This window comes from Pseudomonas sp. MBLB4123 (assembly GCF_051904775.1).
Taxonomy (GTDB): domain Bacteria; phylum Pseudomonadota; class Gammaproteobacteria; order Pseudomonadales; family Pseudomonadaceae; genus Aquipseudomonas; species Aquipseudomonas benzenivorans_B.
Genome location: NZ_CP196711.1, coordinates 2,480,499 through 2,497,184 on the forward strand (window position 1 = coordinate 2,480,499; position 16,686 = coordinate 2,497,184).

Genomic DNA, 16,686 nt, shown 5'->3' on the forward strand with positions numbered 1-16,686 from the left:
TGTCGGCCAGGTCCCAGGGTTGCCGTCTTGCCCCGGCTCATCGAGCCGGGGCTTTTCTATCCGCTCAGCCCGTCATCCGGCGACAAGCAATGCCTTGAGGTCGTCGTAGAGCGCCCGGGGAATCTGCACACCCTGTTCGGCGCTGCGTGCCCGCGCCTGGTAGCGGCGCTGCGACGGCAGCCGCGCGCCCTGGCCCTGGATGCTCTCGAACAGGGTTTCGGCCCGCGCCAGGTGCTGTTCGGCCGCATCGCCGAGGAAGCGCCGCGGGTCCAGGGCGATGATCAGCTCGCCGTGATAGGGCGAGCTGTCGCCGCCAGCGTCAAAGGCCTTGGACTCGGCGCTGGTCAGGTCGCCGATCAAGGGCCCGGCGATCAGTTCGACCATCGCCGCCAGGGCCGAGCCCTTGTGCCCGCCGAAGGTCTGCATGGCGCCGCGCAGCACCGCCGCCGCATCGGTGCTGGGCCGGCCCTGTTCATCGACGCCCCAGCCCTCGGGGATCGGCTTGCCGGCGCGGCGGTGCAGTTCGATGTCGCCGCGGGCGATGACGCTGGTGGCGAAGTCGAAGATGAACGGGTCGTGCCCGGCCCGGGGCCAGCCGAAGGCGATCGGGTTGGTGCCGAACACCGGTTGGCTGCCGCCGGCCGGCGCCACCCAGGCATGGCTCGGGGTGCAGGCCAGGGCCACCAGACCGGCCGCGGTCAGGGCCTCGATCTCCACCCACAGGGCGGAGAAATGCACGCAGTGGTTGATCGCCAGGGCGGCGATGCCGCAGTCGCGGGTCTTGGCCAGCAGCGCCGGCAGGCCGGCCTGGAAGGCCAGCTGGGAGAAACCGCCGCGGGCATCGACGCGGACGATCGCCGGCGCCTGGTCGAACACCTCGGGCACGGCGTCGGCGACCACCTTGCCGGCCTTGAGCGAGCGCACGCAGCCGAGCAGCCGGTACAGGCCGTGGGAGGCGCAGCCGTCGCGCTCGCCAGCCAGCACCGTGGCGCTGACCGCCTGCACGTGGGGCTCGCTGAAGCCATTGCGGCGCAGGATGTCCTGCGCCAGTTCGCGCGCTTGTTCCAGGGTCAATCGAATCAGGGTGCGGCTCCTCTGCTAACCAACGGCTAGCGTGGCGCCTCGAAGCGGGAGCGGCTTGAGCCGTTTAGCCTGCGCAACCGACGAATTCGGCACAGCCGCACTCAGGCGAACTGTCCGCGCATCCAGGCCAGGTACGCGGCCGCAGCGGCCTCGCCCTCCTGCGGCGCCCAGGGCGCGCGCTCGCCCTCGCCGACCGGCCGGTAGGGCCCGGCCTTGCACTCGAACAGGATGCTGTCGGCCTGCAGCACCACCAGGGCGTGAAACACCCCGGGCGGCAGGTCGACGCCGACGCAGTCGCCGCCGGCCTCCAGCACGCGCTTGCCCTGCAGCGCGCCGGCCTCGTCGAAAATCAGCAGCCCCAGGCGGCCCTTGAGCACCAGCAGGGCCTCGGCCTTGTCCGCCGAGAGGTGGCGGTGCGGCGGGATATAGGTGTCCGGCTGCAGGCCCACGGCCATGCGGTGGCAGGACTCCTCCATCGCATGGAAGTTGTGGTGCTGGCGCTGGCGCGGGTTGGCCGCCGCCTGCGCGGCCAGTTCGCTGAACAGGCGCTGGTCGAGCAGACGCGGCGCGCTCATGGCGTTACAGCCCCTTGACCGCGTAGATGCCGGCGGCGTTGCGCCAGTAGCCCTTGTAGTCCATGCCGTAGCCGAAGATGTAGCGGTCGATGCACGGCAGGCCGACGTAATCGGCCTTGAGGTCCGGGCGCGCCTTGCGGTCGTGTTCCTTGTCGATCAGCACCGCGGTGTGCACCGCCGCCGCGCCGGCGTGGCGGCAGAAGTCGATGATGGCGCCGAGGGTGTGGCCCTCGTCGAGGATGTCGTCGATGATCAGCACGTCGCGGTCGATGAAGGAGATTTCCGGCTTGGCCTTCCAGAACAGCTCGCCGCCGCTGGTTTCGTTGCGGTAGCGGCTGGCGTGCAGGTAGGACAGCTCCAGGGGGAAGTCGAGCTTGGGCAGCAGCTTGCCGGAGAAGATCAGGCCGCCGTTCATCACGCAGAACACCACCGGGTTGCGCTCGGCCAGCTGGTCGTTGATCGCCGCGGCGACCCGGTCGATGGCCGCCTCGACTTCGGCTTCGGTGTACAAACAGTCGGCTTCCGCCATGACTTGGCGAATGTGCGCGAGATCGGCGGGCATGGTGCGTCCTCTTGAGTGAGTGGCCCTGCGCGCGGCAGGGAAGCTGATCGGGTCGTCAAAATAAAAGTCGGCAAAGGTACGCATCCGGCCGCCGCGGGGCAAGCCCCGGCGGACAAACGCGGCCACCCGGCGCTTATCTCGGCGAAACGGGGGATATTAACCGCTATCCCCCCGGCAATACTCGGCACGGCGCGCCCCACTTGCCCGGCGCAATGCTTTAATCTAGCGCCATTTTCGCCCGTCCCGCCGGAGAGCTCCGCATGTCCATCCTCGAGATCCGCCACCCGCTGATCCGTCACAAGCTCGGCCTGATGCGCCGCGCCGATATCAGCACGAAGAACTTCCGCGAACTGGCCCAGGAAGTCGGCGCCCTGCTGACCTACGAGGCGACCAAGGACCTGCCCCTGGAAAACTACGAGATCCAGGGCTGGGCCGGCACCGTGCAGGTGGAGAAGATCGCCGGCAAGAAGATCACCGTGGTGCCGATCCTGCGCGCCGGCATCGGCATGCTCGACGGCGTGCTCAGCCTGATTCCCGGGGCCAAGGTCAGCGCCGTCGGCGTGGCGCGCAACGAACAGACCCTGCAGGCACACACCTATCTGGAGAAGCTGGCGCCGGAGATCGACGAGCGCCTGGCGCTGATCATCGACCCGATGCTCGCCACCGGCGGCTCCATGGTCGCCACCATCGACCTGCTGAAGAAGGCCGGCTGCAAGGAAATCCGCGCCATGGTGCTGGTCGCCGCCCCCGAAGGCATCAAGGCGGTGGGCGATGCCCACCCGGACGTGACTATCTTCACCGCCTCGATCGACGAACGCCTCAACGAACACGGCTACATCATTCCCGGCCTGGGCGATGCCGGCGACAAGATCTTCGGCACCAAGCAGAAGGACGCCTGAGCATGCAGGAGCACATGCAGGACCCCACCTGGCGCCAGGCCCTGGCCGGCTCGCAGATGCTCTTCGTCGCCTTCGGCGCCCTGGTGCTGATGCCGCTGATCACCGGCATGGACCCCAACGTCGCACTGTTCACCGCGGGCCTGGGCACCCTGATCTTCCAGCTGGTGACCAAGAACCAGGTGCCGGTGTTCCTCGCCTCCAGCTTCGCCTTCATCGCCCCCATCCTGGCGGCGAAAAGCGACTTCGGCCTGCCGGCGACCCTCGGCGGCCTGGTGGCCGCCGGCGGCATGTACATGCTGCTGGCCGGCGCGGTGCGCCTGAAGGGCACCGGCTTCATCGACCGCCTGCTGCCGCCGGTGGTGATAGGTCCGGTGATCATGGCCATCGGCCTGGGCCTGGCCCCGGTTGCCGCCAACATGGCCATGGGCAAGGCCGGCGACGCCAGCGTGCAGCTGGTGCCCTACGACACGGCGCTGATGATCTCGTTGCCGGCGCTGCTCACCACCCTGATCGTCGCGGTGGTCGGCCGCGGCCTGTTCCGCCTGATCCCGATCCTCTGCGGCGTCGCCGTCGGCTATGCCCTGGCAGTGCTGCTGGGCGTGGTGGAGTTCAGCGGCGTGGCCGCTGCGCCCTGGCTGGCGGTGCCCAACTTCGTCGCCCCGGAGCTGCACTGGGGAGCGATCCTGTTCATCCTGCCGGTGGCCATCGCCCCGGCCATCGAGCACATCGGCGACGTGCTGGCGATCGGCACGGTGACCGGCAAGAACTACCTGAAGAAGCCCGGCCTGCACCGCACCCTGCTGGGCGACGGCCTGGCCACCTCGGCCGCCGGCCTGCTCGGCGGCCCGCCCAACACCACCTACTCGGAAGTCACCGGGGCGGTGATGCTGACCAAGAACTTCAACCCCAGGGTGATGGTCTGGGCGGCGCTGATCGCCATGGCCCTGGCCTTCATCGGCAAGTTCGGCGCGGCGCTGCAGAGCATCCCGGTACCGGTGATGGGCGGCATCCTCTGCCTGCTGTTCGGCTCCATCGCGGTGGTCGGCCTGAATACCCTGATCCGCCACCAGGTCGACCTGTCCGAGGCACGCAACCTGGTGATAGTGGCGGTGACCCTGGTGTTCGGCATCGGCGGCATGGTCATCGGCGCCGGCGACGTCAGCCTCAAGGGCATCTCCCTGTGCGGCATCATCGCCATCCTGCTCAACCTGCTGCTGCCCGGCGGCAAGGGCTGGCGCAGCAAGGCGCTGAGCGAAGAGCAGGGCTAAGCGGCCCAGACGAAGAAGCCCCGCCGATGCGGGGCTTCTTCGTTGCGCACGCTGCCTACAGCCAGCTCACTGTTTCCCGTAGGGCGCGCCGCGCGCACCAATAACCCCAGAAGACGATCGCCGCCAGGCTCTAGAGCATCATCGGGGCGCGCTCGCACAGCCGCGCGAGGGCGGCCACCCAGCTCGGGTGAGCGTTGAGGCAGGGCACCAGCTCCAGGCTCTCGCCGCCGGCCGCCTGGAACTGCTCGCGGCCGCGGTCGCCGATCTCCTCCAGGGTCTCGATGCAGTCGGCGACGAAGGCCGGGCACATCACCAGCAGCTTCTTCACCCCCTGCCCGGCCAACTCGTCCAGGCGGGTCTCGGTGTAGGGCTCGATCCACTTGGCCTTGCCCAGGCGCGACTGGAAGGCCACCGACCACTGCTCGGGCTTGAGGCCCAGGCGCGCAGCGAAGGCCTCGGCGCTGCGCAGGCACTGGGCGCGGTAGCAGCCGGCGAGCACCTCCGGCGAGGCCATGCGGCAGCAGTCGGCGCCCTTTAGGCAGTGGCCGCTGGGGTCGAGCTTGTGCAGGTGACGCTCCGGCAGGCCGTGGAAGCTCAGCAGCAGGTGGTCGAAGCCCTGCTGCAGATGGGGCCTGGCGCTGTCGACCAGGGCGTCGAGGTACTCCGGCTGGTCGTAGAACGGCGGCAGGATCGACAGCTGCAGCTTCAGGCCCTGCTCACGCAACACCCGCTTGACCTCCTCGACCACGGTGGTCACGGTGCTGTCGGCGAACTGCGGATAGAGCGGCGCCAGGGTCACCCGGCGGATGCCCTGGGCGGCCAGACGAGTCAGCACCGACTCGATCGACGGCTCGCCGTAGCGCATCGCCAGCTCGACCGGGCCGCGGGGCCAGTGCTCGCCCATCGCCTGCTGCAGGCGCCGGCTCAGCACGATCAGCGGCGAGCCCTCGTCCCACCAGATCGAGGCATAGGCATGGGCCGACTGCGCCGGACGCCTGAGCAGGATCAGCGACACCAGCAGGCGGCGCAGCGGCCAGGGCAGGTCGACCACATAGGGGTCCATGAGGAATTGATTGAGGTAACGACGCACATCGGCCATGTCGGTCGAGGCCGGAGAACCCAGGTTGACCAGCAACAAGGCGTGATCGGTCATAAACAGTCCTATTCAATGGTGGTCGGCCAGAATGTCCTCGAGGGCCGCATCCAGATCGGTGAAACGAAACGCGAATCCCGCCTCGCCCAGGCGCACCGGCAGCGCCCGCTGGCCGCCCAGCAGCAGGCCGGACAGCTCGCCCAGGGTGACGCGCAGGACGAAGGCCGGCGCCGGCAGGATGGCCGGACGGTGCAGGGCGCGGCCCAGGGCGCTGGCGAACTCGGCGTTACGCACCGGCTGCGGGGCGCAGGCATTATAGGGACCACTGGCCTGTTGCTGGAGCATAAGAAAATCGATCAGGGCGACTTGGTCGGCCAGGTGGATCCAGGGCATCCACTGTCGGCCGTCGCCCAGGGGGCCGCCGAGGCCCAGCTTGAACGGCAGCAACAGGCGCTTGAGCATGCCACCGTCCCGCGCCAGCACCAGGCCGGTACGCACCAGCACCACGCGGAGCCCCAGGGCCTCGGCGCGCTGCGCGGTTTCCTCCCAGGCACCGCACAGCTGGGCGGCGAAATCATCGGTAACCTGCGGCGTATCCTCATGCAGCTCGCGCTCGCCGCCGTCGCCGTACCAGCCCACCGCGGAGCCGGACAGCAGCACCCGGGGCTTCTGCTCGCGCCGCCCCAGCCAGGCCAGCAACTGCTCGGTGAGACCGATCCGGCTGGCCCACAATAGGGTCTTGCGCTTGCGCGTCCAGGGCCGATCGGCGATCGGCGCGCCCGCCAGGTTGATCACCGCATCCAGCGGCTCCTCGCCCAGCTCCTCGAGACGGCCGATGCCGCGCACCTCGGCGCCACACAGGCTCGACACCCGCTGCGGGCTGCGGCTCCACACCGTCAGCCGATGGCCCTGGGTCAGCCAGTAACGGCACAGGGCGCGCCCCATCAGGCCAGTACCGCCTGTCAGCAATATGTGCATGGCATCTTCCTCGCATGGCGTAACACCGGGTTATCGCCCTAGTCTGATTTATAGCGCTGGCACGTGCCTTTTATCCCGAGGCAGGTTGTCCTAAATAATAGAGAGACGAGAAAAGAACTGCGCATAGTTTATACATAACTACAATATCGTATAGCTTTTGTCTAAAGCGCAGCCTGCCGCTCTAGCACACGAGGTAGACCATGACAGCAATCGCCCCCATCGCCATCATCGGCACCGGAATTGCCGGATTGTCGGCCGCCCAGACCCTGCACGCCGCAGGCTACGAGCTGCAGCTGTTCGACAAGAGCCGCGGCAGCGGCGGGCGCATGTCCAGCAAGCGCAGCGACGCCGGCGCCCTCGACCTGGGCGCGCAGTACTTCACCGCCCGCGACCGCCGCTTCGTCGAGGCGGTGCAGCACTGGCAGGCCCGCGGCTGGGTCGCCGAATGGCAGCCGAGCCTCTACCACTACCGCGACGGCCAGTTGAGCGCCTCACCAGACGAGCAGCTGCGCTGGGTCGGCATCCCGCGCATGAGCGCCATCACCCGCGCCCTGCTCGGGGCACTGCCGGTGCACTTCTCCTGCCGCATCACCGAGGTGTTTCGCGGCGAGCAGCACTGGCACCTGCAGGACGCCGACGGCGGCAGCCACGGCCCCTTCAGCCATGTCGTGATCGCCACCCCGGCGCCCCAGGCCAGCGCCCTGCTGGCCAGCGCGCCGAAGCTCGCCGCCGCCGCCGCCGGCGTGCCGATGGAGCCGACCTGGGCCGCCGCCCTGGCCTTCGACAGCCCCCTGCAGACCAAGGTGGAGGGCTGTTTCGTGCACGACAGCCCGCTCGACTGGCTGGCCCGCAACCGCAGCAAGCCCGGTCGCGAAACCACCCTGGACACCTGGGTGCTGCATGCCAGCAGCAGCTGGAGCAAGCAGCACCTCGACCTGCCCAAGGAGGAGGTGGTCGAACAGCTGCTTGGCGCCTTCGCCGAGATGATCGGCTGCACCCTGCCCGCTCCGACCTTCAGCCTCGCCCACCGCTGGCTCTATGCCCGCCCGGGCGCCGCCCACCAATGGGGCGCCCTGGCCGATGCCGACCTGGGCCTCTACGCCTGCGGCGACTGGTGCCTGTCCGGCCGGGTCGAAGGCGCCTGGCTGAGCGGCCAGGAAGCGGCGCACAAGCTGATCGGCCATCTGCAATGAACCCCGGCCGCGCGACACTGCGCGGCCGCCTCCGGACCACGCCCCCGCCAGCGCATCAACCCGCGCACACCGCTGCCATCCAAGTGGACGGCGCGACAGCCGCACAATCGCGAGAAGCCCTTCCCGGTCATCGAGCTCGTGCGCGACGAACAGGATGAGGTCGTAGCCGTCGAACTGCCGCCTACACAGTCAGCGCCAGCCCCTAATACCTATACGTAAATTGTACAAAATACTTGTACAAGAAACCTCGCGCGCCTATGCTGAACGAAAGCTGTACAGAAAAATATATCTGTACAGGTATTCGCAGGAGGTTGCCCATGCCCACCATCCAAGCCCCCCAGCACAAACCCAAGCTCGGCATCAGCGCCTGCCTGCTGGGCGCCGAAGTGCGCTTCAACGGCGGGCACAAGGAATCGCGCCTGTGCAGCCAGGTGCTCGGCGAGCACTTCGACTTCGTCCCCCTGTGCCCTGAGGTCGCCATCGGCCTCGGCACACCGCGCGAACCCATCCGCCTGGTCGGCAATCCCCAGGCCCCGCGGGCAGTGGGTTCGGTCAACGCCGAACTGGACGTCACCGAACGCCTGGCCGCCTACGGCGCGCGCATCGCCGAGCAGCTGGACGGCATCAGCGGCTACATCCTGATGCAGAAATCGCCCTCGTGCGGCATGCAGCGGGTCAAGGTCTATCAGGACGGCGGCCGCCCCAGCGAACCCACCGGTCGCGGCATCTTCGCCGCGGCGCTGATGGCCCGACACCCCGACCTGCCGGTGGAGGAGGATGGCCGGCTCAACGACCCGGTGCTGCGCGAGAACTTCCTCACCCGGGTGTTCGCCTATGCCGAGTGGCAGCGCCTGCTGCGCGAGGGCCTGACGCGCCGGGCGCTGATTGCCTTCCACTCGCGCTACAAGTACCTGCTGATGGCCACCGCGCCGCTGCAGTACCGGGCCCTAGGCCGCCTGCTCGGCGACCTCGCCCGGCATGATCTGGCGGAGCTGGCGCCGCGCTATTTCCGCGAGCTGATGACCGCCTTGAAGCAATGCGCCACCCGCGGCACCCACAGCAACGTGCTGCAACACCTGAGCGGCTACCTCAAGCGCGGCCTGAGCCCGGACGAGCGCCAGGAGCTGCACGCGCTGATCGGTCAATACCGCGGCGGCATCGTGCCGCTGGTGGTGCCCCTGACCCTGCTCAAGCACCACCTGCGTCGTCATCCGGATGCCTACCTGGCGCAGCAGGCCTACCTGCAGCCCCATCCGGAAAACCTCGGCCTGCGCAACGCGCTATGAACGGCGCAGGCACCGAGCGGGATACCCTGGGCGAGGGCCTGCTGCCGATCCGCGAGGTGGCGCGGCTGACCGGCGTCAACGCCGTCACCCTGCGCGCCTGGGAGCGCCGCTATGGCCTGATCCTGCCGCAGCGCACGGCCAAGGGCCATCGCCTCTACTCCGCGGCGCACATCGCGCGGGTCCAGGCGATCCTCGGTTGGCTCGAGCGCGGCGTCTCGGTCGGCCAGGTCAAGGGCCTGCTGCAAGCGCAACGCAGCGCGCCGGAGGAAAACCTGTCGCAGTGGGATCAGAAGCGCGCTCAGCTGCTGACGGCTATCGGCGACCTGGCCGAGCGCCGGCTGGACGACTGCTTCAACGGCGAGATGGCCCTGTATCCGCCGCAGACCCTGTGCCAGCAACTGCTGCTGCCGCTGCTGGAGACCCTGGAGTCGCGCTGGCACGGCCAGGCCGGCGCGGAACTGGAGCGGGTGTTCTTCCTCTCCTGGCTGCGCAGCAAGCTGGGCGCCCGGCTGTACCACAACAACCGGTTGCACGGCGGCGCGCCGGTGCTGCTGATCAACCTGAGCGACCGTCCGATGGAGCCCGGCCTGTGGCTCAGCGCCTGGCTGGCCAGCGGCGCCGGGCATGCGGTGGAAGTGTTCGACTGGCCGGTGCCGGCCGCCGAACTGGGCCTGGCCGTCGAGCGCATCCGCCCCTGCGCCCTGCTGCTGTATGCCAGCCAGGCCCTCGACGGCCAGCAGTTGCCGCGCCTGCTCGGCGCCGGCCGCTGCCCCACGGTGCTGGCCGGGCCGGTGGTACGCATTCATCGCCAGGCCCTGGCCGAACTGACCGCCGCGCGCACCGACCTGCGCCTGGCGCAAGACCCACTGGAGGCGCTGCAAGCGCTGCACCAGCTCAACCTTCAGGACAATTCACAGGTGACCCCATGCGGCAACTGATCTGGCTGCGCAGCGACCTGCGCGTACGCGACAACAGTGCCCTGGCCGCCGCCATGGCGGCCGGGCCGACCGTGGCGCTCTACCTGCTCAGCCCCGGCCAGTGGCGCCAGCACGACGACGCAACCTGCAAGGTCGACTTCTGGCTGCGCAACCTGACCGAGCTGTCCACCGCCCTGGGCAGGCTCAACGTGCCCCTGCTGATCCGCCAGGCCGACAGCTGGGACGCCGCGCCCGACGTGATAGGCGCTCTGTGCCGCGAGTTGCGGGTCGCCGCCGTGCGGGTCAACGAGGAGTACGGGATCAACGAGCAGCGCCGCGACCAGGCCGTGGCCCGGCGCCTCGACGAACAGGGCGTGGCCTTCCACGGTTACCTCGATCAGCTGTTGTTCCAGCCGGGCAGCCTGCTGACCCAGTCCGGTGGCTACTTCAAGGTCTACAGCCAGTTCCGCAAGCTCTGCTACCAGCGCCTGCACACCGCCCTGCCGCCCCTGCTTCCGACCCCGGCGGCGCAGGCGCCCCTGGCGCTCGCGAGCGATACCGTGCCCGCCGCTGCCGCGGGTTTCAGCCCGGCGGACGAGACGCTGCGCCAGCTCTGGCCGGCCGGCGAGGCCAGCGCCCATGAGCGCCTGGCACGCTTCGCCGACGAGCAGATCGACTACTACCAGGACGCCCGCGACATCCCCGCCCAGCCCGGCACCAGCCAGCTGTCGGCCTACCTCGCCGCCGGCGTGCTGTCGCCGCGCCAGTGCCTGCATGCCGCCCTGCAGGTCAATCGGGGCGAGTTCGATGGCGGCAACAACGGCGTCGTCACCTGGATCAACGAGCTGCTCTGGCGCGAGTTCTACAAGCACATCCTGGTCGGCTACCCGCGCGTCTCGCGGCACCGCGCCTTCCGTCCGGAGACCGAGGCGCTGCCGTGGCGCGACGCCCCGGACGAGCTCGCCGCCTGGCAGCAGGGCCGCACCGGCTTCCCGCTGATCGACGCGGCCATGCGCCAGCTGCACGCCACCGGCTGGATGCACAACCGCCTGCGCATGGTCGTGGCCATGTTCCTGACCAAGAACCTGCTGATCGACTGGCGCGCCGGCGAGCGCTATTTCATGCGCCAGCTGATCGACGGCGACCTGGCGGCCAACAACGGCGGCTGGCAATGGAGCGCCTCCACCGGTACCGACGCGGTGCCCTACTTCCGCCTGTTCAACCCGGTCAGCCAGTCGCGGCGCTTCGATCCCCAGGGCCGCTTCATCCGCCACTGGCTGCCGGAGCTGGCCGGGCTCGACGACAAGACCATTCATGAGCCGAGCAGGGTGCGCGGCGGGCTGTTCGACGCGCTCGACTATCTACGGCCGATCGTCGACCTGGGCCACAGTCGCGAACGGGCCCTGGCGGCCTTCAAGAACCTGCCGCCGCTGCACCAGGAGGCCAGCTGATGAGCGACTTCCTGCGCCGCTTCGCCAAGGACTTCGCCGCCCTGAACAAGGACAACCTCGAGCGCCTGGGCCGGCTGTACAGCGACGACGCGCTGTTCTGCGACCCGCTGCACGAGGTGCGCGGGCTGGACAACCTGCGCCGCTACTTCGCCCGGCTGTACGCCAACGTCAGCGACCTGCGCTTCGACTTCCATGGCTTCGACCAGGTCCGCGAGGGCGAGGGCTACCTGCGCTGGACCCTGAGCTATCGCCATCCACGCCTGGCCGGTGGCCAGCCGATCCGGGTGGAGGGCTGCTCGCACCTGCTGTGGCAGGACAAGGTGCAGCAGCACCGCGACTATTTCGACGCCGGCGCCCTGCTCTACGAGCACGCGCCCCTGATCGGCCGGCCGGTGCGCTGGCTGAAGCGGAGTCTGGCATGAGCGGCACGCCGCGGCGCATCTGGCTCACCGGCGCCAGCAGCGGCATCGGCGCGGCGCTCGCCGAGCGGCTGCTCGCGGAGGGCCATCGCCTGGCCCTCAGCGCGCGCCGCCCGGGTCCGCTGCGCGCCCTGGCCGACCGTTATCCACAACAGGTGCTGCTGGCCCCCGGCGATCTCGGTGACGCCGCGCAGGTACGCGACATCGGCCAGCGCATCGCGTCGCGCTGGGGCGCCCTGGATACCCTGCTGCTCAATGCCGGCACCTGCGAATACGTCGATGCCCGGGCCTTCGAGGCGGCGATGATCGAGCGGGTGATGCGGGTCAACCTGTTCGCCGCCAGCTACTGCATCGAGACCGCCCTGCCGCTGCTGCGCCGCGGCTGGCAGCCACACCTGGTCGGTGTCGGCAGCTCGGTGACCTACCTGGCCCTGCCCCGCGCCGAAGCCTACGGCGCCTCCAAGGCCGGCCTGCGCTACCTGCTGGAGGCACTGCGCATCGACCTGGCCGACGAAGGCATCGACGTCACCCTGGTCAGCCCCGGCTTCGTCGACACGCCCCTGACCCGGCAGAACGACTTCCCCATGCCGATGCGCTGGCCGGTGCAGCGAGCCGCCGAGCATATCGCCAGCCGCCTGGACAAGCGGCCACTGGAGATCGCCTTCCCGCGGCCGTTCATCGCCGCACTGCGGCTGCTCGCCCACCTGCCGGGACGCCTGCAACTGGCCATCGGCCGACGCATGGCGCGCCGCGCAACAGCGTCGAAGGAACGCCCATGAAGATCGCCATCATCGGCAGCGGCATCGCCGGCCTGACCAGCGCCTACCTGCTCAACCGGCGTCACGCCATCAGCCTGTTCGAGGCCGGCGACTGGGTCGGCGGCCATACCCACACCGTCGATGTGCGGGTAGACGGTCGCGACTACGCCATCGACACCGGCTTCATCGTGTTCAACGACTGGACCTATCCCAACTTCATCCGCCTGCTCGACCGCCTCGGCGTCGCCTCCAGAGACACCGAGATGAGCTTCTCGGTGCGCGACCCGCACAGCGCCGTGGAATACAACGGCAACAACCTCAACAGCCTGTTCGCCCAGCGCCGCAACCTGGTCTCGCCGCCGTTCTGGGGCATGCTGCGCGACATCCTGCGCTTCAACCGCGAAGCCCTCGCCGACCTGGGTTCCGGGCGCCTGGACGCGCATGTCACCCTCGGTCACTACCTGCAGCAGGGTGGCTACGGCAGCCGTTTCATCGAGCACTACATCGTGCCGATGGGCGCGGCGATCTGGTCGATGTCCCTGGCCGAGATGCTCCACTTCCCCCTGCAGTTCTTCGTGCGCTTCTTCAAGAACCACGGCCTGCTGTCGGTCAGCGACCGCCCGCAGTGGCGGGTGATCGAAGGCGGCTCGCGCAGCTATGTGGCGCCGCTCAGCGCGCCCTTCGCCGAACGCATCCGCCTGAACTGCCCGGTGCAGCGCATCGAGCGCGACGAGGCGGGCGTGACGCTGCACAGCGCCGCCGGCACGGAACGCTTCGACAAGGTGGTGCTGGCCTGTCACAGCGACCAGGCCCTGGCCCTGCTGGCCCAGCCGAGCCAGGCCGAGCGGGACATCCTCGGCGTCCTGCCCTATGCCGACAACGATGTGGTGCTGCACACCGACACCCGCCTGCTGCCCCGGCGCCGCCTGGCCTGGGCCAGCTGGAACTATCGCCTCGGCGGGCCGAGCGAGCAGGCGGCGGCGGTGACCTACAACATGAACATCCTCCAGGGCATCCACAGCGACACCACCTTCTGCGTCAGCCTCAACCAGACCGCGGCGATCGACCCGGACAAGATCCTCGGCCGCTACCGCTACGCCCATCCGCAGTACAGCCTGGCCGGCATGGCCGCCCAGGCGCGCTGGCAGGAGTTGCTCGGCGCCCAGCACAGCTACTACTGCGGCGCCTACTGGGCCAACGGCTTCCACGAGGACGGGGTGGTCAGCGCCCTGCGCGTGGCCCGCGCCTTCGGCGAGGCGCTCTGATGCACAGTGCCCTGTACAGCGGCTGGGTGCAGCACCGGCGCTTTGCGCCGCGCAGCCATAGCTTCCGCTACCGCATGGGCCTGCTGTACCTGGACCTGGCCGAGCAGCAGCAGGTGCTGGCGCTGTCGCCCCTGGCCGGCGGCGGTCGCTGGGCGCCCTTCGCCTTCCGCGAAAGCGACTACCTGCCCGAACTCACCGGCCAAGGCATGCGCCTGGTCGACGCGGTGCGCCAGCGGGTCGCCGAGGCTCTGGGTCAGGCGCCCCAGGGTGCGATCCGCCTGCTGACCCAGCCGCGCAGCTGGGGCCTGGCGTTCAACCCGGCGAGTTTCTTCTACTGCTTCGAGGCGGACGGGCGCCTGGCGGCGGTCCTCTGCGAGGTCAGCAACACGCCCTGGCGCGAGCGTTACCACTACGTGCTGCCGGCCAGCGGCGCGGGCCGCCAGCACGTCGCCGTGGCCAAGGCCTTCCACGTCTCGCCCTTCCTGCCCCGCGAACTGCAATACCGCATGAGCTTCGCCGCGCCCGGTCGGCGCCTGGGCCTGCACATGGCCGACTGGCAGGGCGAGAACAAGCTGTTCGACGCCAGCCTCAGCCTGCACCGCGAGCCCCTCGACCGCGCCAGCCTGCATCGCTACCTGCTGCGTTTCCCCTGGATGACCGGCAAGACCCTCGCCGCCATCTACTGGCAGGCCCTGCGCCTGCTGCTCAAACGCACGCCCCTGTTCAGCCACCAGGTCGCGGACGACGGCTTCCGCACGGCCCGGGCACACGCGAAGGACCTCTCCCATGAAAAGCTCTAGCCCAACCACCGGCAAATACTCCCTGGTCGCCGGCCAGGGCCTCGGCGCCGGCCTGCTGCGCCGCGCCGTGCTGCACCAGCTGAGCCAGCTGCGCCATGGCCACCTGCTGATCATCGAGGGCGGGCAGCGCCTGGCGTTCGGCGACCCGCAGGCCAGCCTCAGCGCGCAGATCGAGGTGCTCGACGGCGCCGTCTGGGGCCTGGTCGCCGGCAACGGCTCGATTGGCGCGGGCGAGGCCTTTATCCATGGCTACTGGAGCAGCCCGGACCTGACCGCGGTGGTGCGCGTGTTCGTCAGCAACCTCGAGGTGCTCGATGCCCTGGAGGGCGGCCTGGCCCGCCTCGGCCGGCCGCTGATCCAGGGCCTGCACTGGCTCAACCGCAACACCCGGCGCGGCTCGCGCAAGAACATCGCCGCCCACTACGACCTGGGCAACGCGCTGTTCGAGCAGTTCCTCGACCCGACCATGATGTATTCCGCGGCGCAGTTCGACGGCCCCGACGACAGCCTGGAACAGGCCCAGCTGAACAAGCTCGAACGCATCTGCCGCAAGCTGGCGCTGCGCCCCGACGACCACCTGCTGGAGATCGGCAGCGGCTGGGGCAGCATGGCCATCTATGCGGCCAGCCACTATGGCTGCAAGGTGACCACCACCACCCTGTCCCGCGAGCAGTACGACTACTGCGCCCGGCGCATCGCCGAACAGGGCCTGGGCGAGCGCATCACCCTGCTGCTGGAGGACTACCGCGACCTCGCCGGCCAGTACGACAAGCTGGTGTCGATCGAGATGATCGAGGCGGTCGGCCACCGCTTCCTGCCCACCTACTTCCAGCAGTGCGCCCGCCTGCTCAAGGACGACGGCCTGATGCTGCTGCAGGCCATCACCATCCGCGACCAGCGCTATGCGCAGGCCAAGCGCAGCGTCGACTTCATCCAGCGCTACATCTTCCCCGGCGGCGCCCTGCCCTCCGTGCAGAAGATGCTGGAGATAGTCGGCAGCCGCACCGACCTGAACCTGCAGCACATGGAGGATTTCGGCCTGCACTACGCCCGCACCCTGCGCCTGTGGCACGCCAACCTGCGCCAGGCGCGGCACAGACTGGAACGGCTCGGCTACGACGAGCACTTCTACCGCTTGTGGGAGTTCTACCTGTGCTATTGCGAGGGCGGCTTCATCGAGCGCACCATCGGCACCGCCCAACTGCTGCTGGCCAAGCCGGCGGCGCGACCGCAACCCCTACTGGGACGCCTGGATGTCTAAACCGATCGTCAACGCCCTGCTGTTCCAGCTCGGCTGGCTGGCCTGCGTGCTGGGCGGCGGCCCCTGGCTGTGGCTGGTGCTGCCGATCCTCGCAGTGCACCTGCTGTGGACCGCCAGCTGGGCCGCCGAGGGCAAGCTGCTGCTCAGCGTGTTCCTCGCCGGCAGCGCCCTGGACAGCTTCCTGCTCAACCTCGGGGTGTTCGACTTCGGCGAGCTACGCACCCTGATTCCGCTGTGGCTGGCGCTGCTCTGGCTGCTGCTGGCGACCACCCTCAACCACTGCCTGGCCTGGACGGCGCAACCCTGGTGGCGAGGCAGCCTGCTCGGCGCCGTCGGCGGACCGCTGTCCTACTACGCCGGCGCCCAGCTGGCCGACGTCACCCTGCCCTATGGCACCTGGCCGACCCTGGCCCTGCTGGCGCTGATCTGGGCCCTGGTGATGCCCGTGCTGCACGGCTTCGCCAAACTCTATCGCAGCCAGTACCAGCAGAGCCTGAAGGCGCGCCGGTCGGGCTGAGCGGCGCGCCGGCCATGGCTGGCGTACACTGCGGGCCATGAGCGACCTCCTGCCTATTGCCCACACCCAGTTGCCCGATACAGCGAACGTCAACTGCGCCAACTGCGCCGCCTGCTGCTGCCAGCTGGAGGTCATGTTGCTCGGCGACACCGGGGTACCCCAGCGTTTCATCGCCACCGACGCCTGGGGCGGCGAGGTGATGCGCCGGCTCGACGACGGCTGGTGCGCGGCGCTGGATCGCGACAGCATGCGCTGCACCATCTACGCACAGCGCCCATTGATCTGCCGCGAATTCGAGATGGGCTCGGCCGAATGTCTGGACGAACGCCAGGGCATGGCCGGCATCTATCGCTGAATCCAA

At 69.2% G+C, this 16,686-nt stretch carries 19 protein-coding genes; 14 read left to right on the forward strand and 5 right to left on the reverse strand.

The window, feature by feature from the left end; translation table 11 throughout:
- Positions 1 to 72: 72 nt before the first annotated feature.
- The 3 genes from ACSX1C_RS11460 to ACSX1C_RS11470 all read right to left on the reverse strand — a co-directional run bounded on the left by ACSX1C_RS11460 (position 73) and on the right by ACSX1C_RS11470 (position 2,220).
- Positions 73 to 1,083: an Ldh family oxidoreductase gene (locus tag ACSX1C_RS11460; RefSeq protein WP_439889406.1), complete on the reverse strand. Its 1,011-nt coding sequence runs from the start codon at positions 1,081 to 1,083 to the stop codon at positions 73 to 75.
- A 101-nt stretch (positions 1,084 to 1,184) separates the two neighbouring features.
- The gene (locus ACSX1C_RS11465; RefSeq protein ID WP_439886244.1) at positions 1,185 to 1,658 is read right to left on the reverse strand and encodes a WbuC family cupin fold metalloprotein; all 474 of its coding nucleotides are present in this window, start codon (positions 1,656 to 1,658) and stop codon (positions 1,185 to 1,187) included.
- Positions 1,659 to 1,662: 4 nt separating this feature from the next.
- Complete coding sequence (locus tag ACSX1C_RS11470) at positions 1,663 to 2,220, reverse strand: hypoxanthine-guanine phosphoribosyltransferase (RefSeq protein ID WP_318645124.1); 558 nt, start codon at positions 2,218 to 2,220, stop codon at positions 1,663 to 1,665.
- A 260-nt stretch (positions 2,221 to 2,480) separates the two neighbouring features.
- On the opposite strand from ACSX1C_RS11470, the gene upp reads away from it, so the two are divergent.
- Together upp and ACSX1C_RS11480 are read left to right on the forward strand one after the other, a co-directional pair.
- The gene (gene upp, locus ACSX1C_RS11475; RefSeq protein ID WP_318645123.1) at positions 2,481 to 3,119 is read left to right on the forward strand and encodes a uracil phosphoribosyltransferase; all 639 of its coding nucleotides are present in this window, start codon (positions 2,481 to 2,483) and stop codon (positions 3,117 to 3,119) included.
- 2 nt (positions 3,120 to 3,121) lie between these two features.
- Complete coding sequence (locus ACSX1C_RS11480) at positions 3,122 to 4,387, forward strand: uracil-xanthine permease family protein (protein ID WP_439886245.1); 1,266 nt, start codon at positions 3,122 to 3,124, stop codon at positions 4,385 to 4,387.
- A 130-nt stretch (positions 4,388 to 4,517) separates the two neighbouring features.
- Here the strand turns inward: ACSX1C_RS11480 and hemH are convergent, their stop codons facing one another.
- Both hemH and ACSX1C_RS11490 read right to left on the reverse strand, forming a co-directional pair.
- Positions 4,518 to 5,540 (reverse strand): ferrochelatase, encoded by a 1,023-nt coding sequence (gene hemH / locus ACSX1C_RS11485; protein ID WP_439886246.1) that lies wholly within the window; start codon positions 5,538 to 5,540, stop codon positions 4,518 to 4,520.
- 12 nt (positions 5,541 to 5,552) lie between these two features.
- Positions 5,553 to 6,458, reverse strand: coding sequence for a TIGR01777 family oxidoreductase (locus tag ACSX1C_RS11490; RefSeq protein WP_439886247.1), 906 nt, complete (start codon positions 6,456 to 6,458; stop codon positions 5,553 to 5,555).
- Positions 6,459 to 6,658: 200 nt separating this feature from the next.
- Here ACSX1C_RS11490 and ACSX1C_RS11495 point away from each other — a divergent pair, with 200 nt between their 5' ends.
- The 12 genes from ACSX1C_RS11495 (at position 6,659) to ACSX1C_RS11550 (ending at position 16,680) form a co-directional block, all read left to right on the forward strand.
- Positions 6,659 to 7,651 carry an NAD(P)/FAD-dependent oxidoreductase gene (locus ACSX1C_RS11495; RefSeq protein ID WP_318645118.1) on the forward strand — a complete coding sequence of 331 codons (993 nt, stop codon included), beginning with the start codon at positions 6,659 to 6,661 and terminating at the stop codon, positions 7,649 to 7,651.
- A gap of 72 nt (positions 7,652 to 7,723) precedes the next feature.
- Positions 7,724 to 7,870, forward strand: a complete 147-nt coding sequence (locus tag ACSX1C_RS11500) for a TIGR02450 family Trp-rich protein (RefSeq protein ID WP_439889407.1) — start codon at positions 7,724 to 7,726, stop codon at positions 7,868 to 7,870.
- Positions 7,871 to 7,968: 98 nt separating this feature from the next.
- Complete coding sequence (locus tag ACSX1C_RS11505; protein ID WP_318645117.1) at positions 7,969 to 8,937, forward strand: YbgA family protein; 969 nt, start codon at positions 7,969 to 7,971, stop codon at positions 8,935 to 8,937.
- Positions 8,934 to 9,875 carry a MerR family transcriptional regulator gene (locus ACSX1C_RS11510; RefSeq protein WP_439886248.1) on the forward strand — a complete coding sequence of 314 codons (942 nt, stop codon included), beginning with the start codon at positions 8,934 to 8,936 and terminating at the stop codon, positions 9,873 to 9,875. Before ACSX1C_RS11505 ends, ACSX1C_RS11510 begins: the two co-directional genes overlap by 4 nt.
- Positions 9,863 to 11,305, forward strand: a complete 1,443-nt coding sequence (phrB, locus tag ACSX1C_RS11515) for a deoxyribodipyrimidine photo-lyase (protein WP_439886249.1) — start codon at positions 9,863 to 9,865, stop codon at positions 11,303 to 11,305. The genes ACSX1C_RS11510 and phrB overlap by 13 nt, the downstream gene beginning before the upstream one ends.
- A complete protein-coding gene (locus ACSX1C_RS11520; protein WP_439886250.1) occupies positions 11,305 to 11,727 on the forward strand; it encodes a nuclear transport factor 2 family protein in 423 nt (140 codons plus the stop codon). Before phrB ends, ACSX1C_RS11520 begins: the two co-directional genes overlap by 1 nt.
- Positions 11,724 to 12,503 carry an SDR family NAD(P)-dependent oxidoreductase gene (locus ACSX1C_RS11525; RefSeq protein ID WP_439886251.1) on the forward strand — a complete coding sequence of 260 codons (780 nt, stop codon included), beginning with the start codon at positions 11,724 to 11,726 and terminating at the stop codon, positions 12,501 to 12,503. The genes ACSX1C_RS11520 and ACSX1C_RS11525 overlap by 4 nt, the downstream gene beginning before the upstream one ends.
- Entirely contained in the window at positions 12,500 to 13,747 is a 1,248-nt protein-coding gene (locus ACSX1C_RS11530) for an NAD(P)/FAD-dependent oxidoreductase (protein ID WP_439886252.1), read from the forward strand. Before ACSX1C_RS11525 ends, ACSX1C_RS11530 begins: the two co-directional genes overlap by 4 nt.
- Positions 13,747 to 14,547 (forward strand): DUF1365 domain-containing protein, encoded by an 801-nt coding sequence (locus ACSX1C_RS11535; RefSeq protein WP_439886253.1) that lies wholly within the window; start codon positions 13,747 to 13,749, stop codon positions 14,545 to 14,547. The genes ACSX1C_RS11530 and ACSX1C_RS11535 overlap by 1 nt, the downstream gene beginning before the upstream one ends.
- The gene (locus ACSX1C_RS11540; protein WP_439886254.1) at positions 14,534 to 15,808 is read left to right on the forward strand and encodes a class I SAM-dependent methyltransferase; all 1,275 of its coding nucleotides are present in this window, start codon (positions 14,534 to 14,536) and stop codon (positions 15,806 to 15,808) included. The genes ACSX1C_RS11535 and ACSX1C_RS11540 overlap by 14 nt, the downstream gene beginning before the upstream one ends.
- Complete coding sequence (locus tag ACSX1C_RS11545) at positions 15,801 to 16,325, forward strand: DUF2878 domain-containing protein (RefSeq protein ID WP_439886255.1); 525 nt, start codon at positions 15,801 to 15,803, stop codon at positions 16,323 to 16,325. The genes ACSX1C_RS11540 and ACSX1C_RS11545 overlap by 8 nt, the downstream gene beginning before the upstream one ends.
- A 37-nt stretch (positions 16,326 to 16,362) precedes the next feature.
- Positions 16,363 to 16,680: a YkgJ family cysteine cluster protein gene (locus ACSX1C_RS11550; protein ID WP_439886256.1), complete on the forward strand. Its 318-nt coding sequence runs from the start codon at positions 16,363 to 16,365 to the stop codon at positions 16,678 to 16,680.
- Positions 16,681 to 16,686 lie beyond the last annotated feature (6 nt).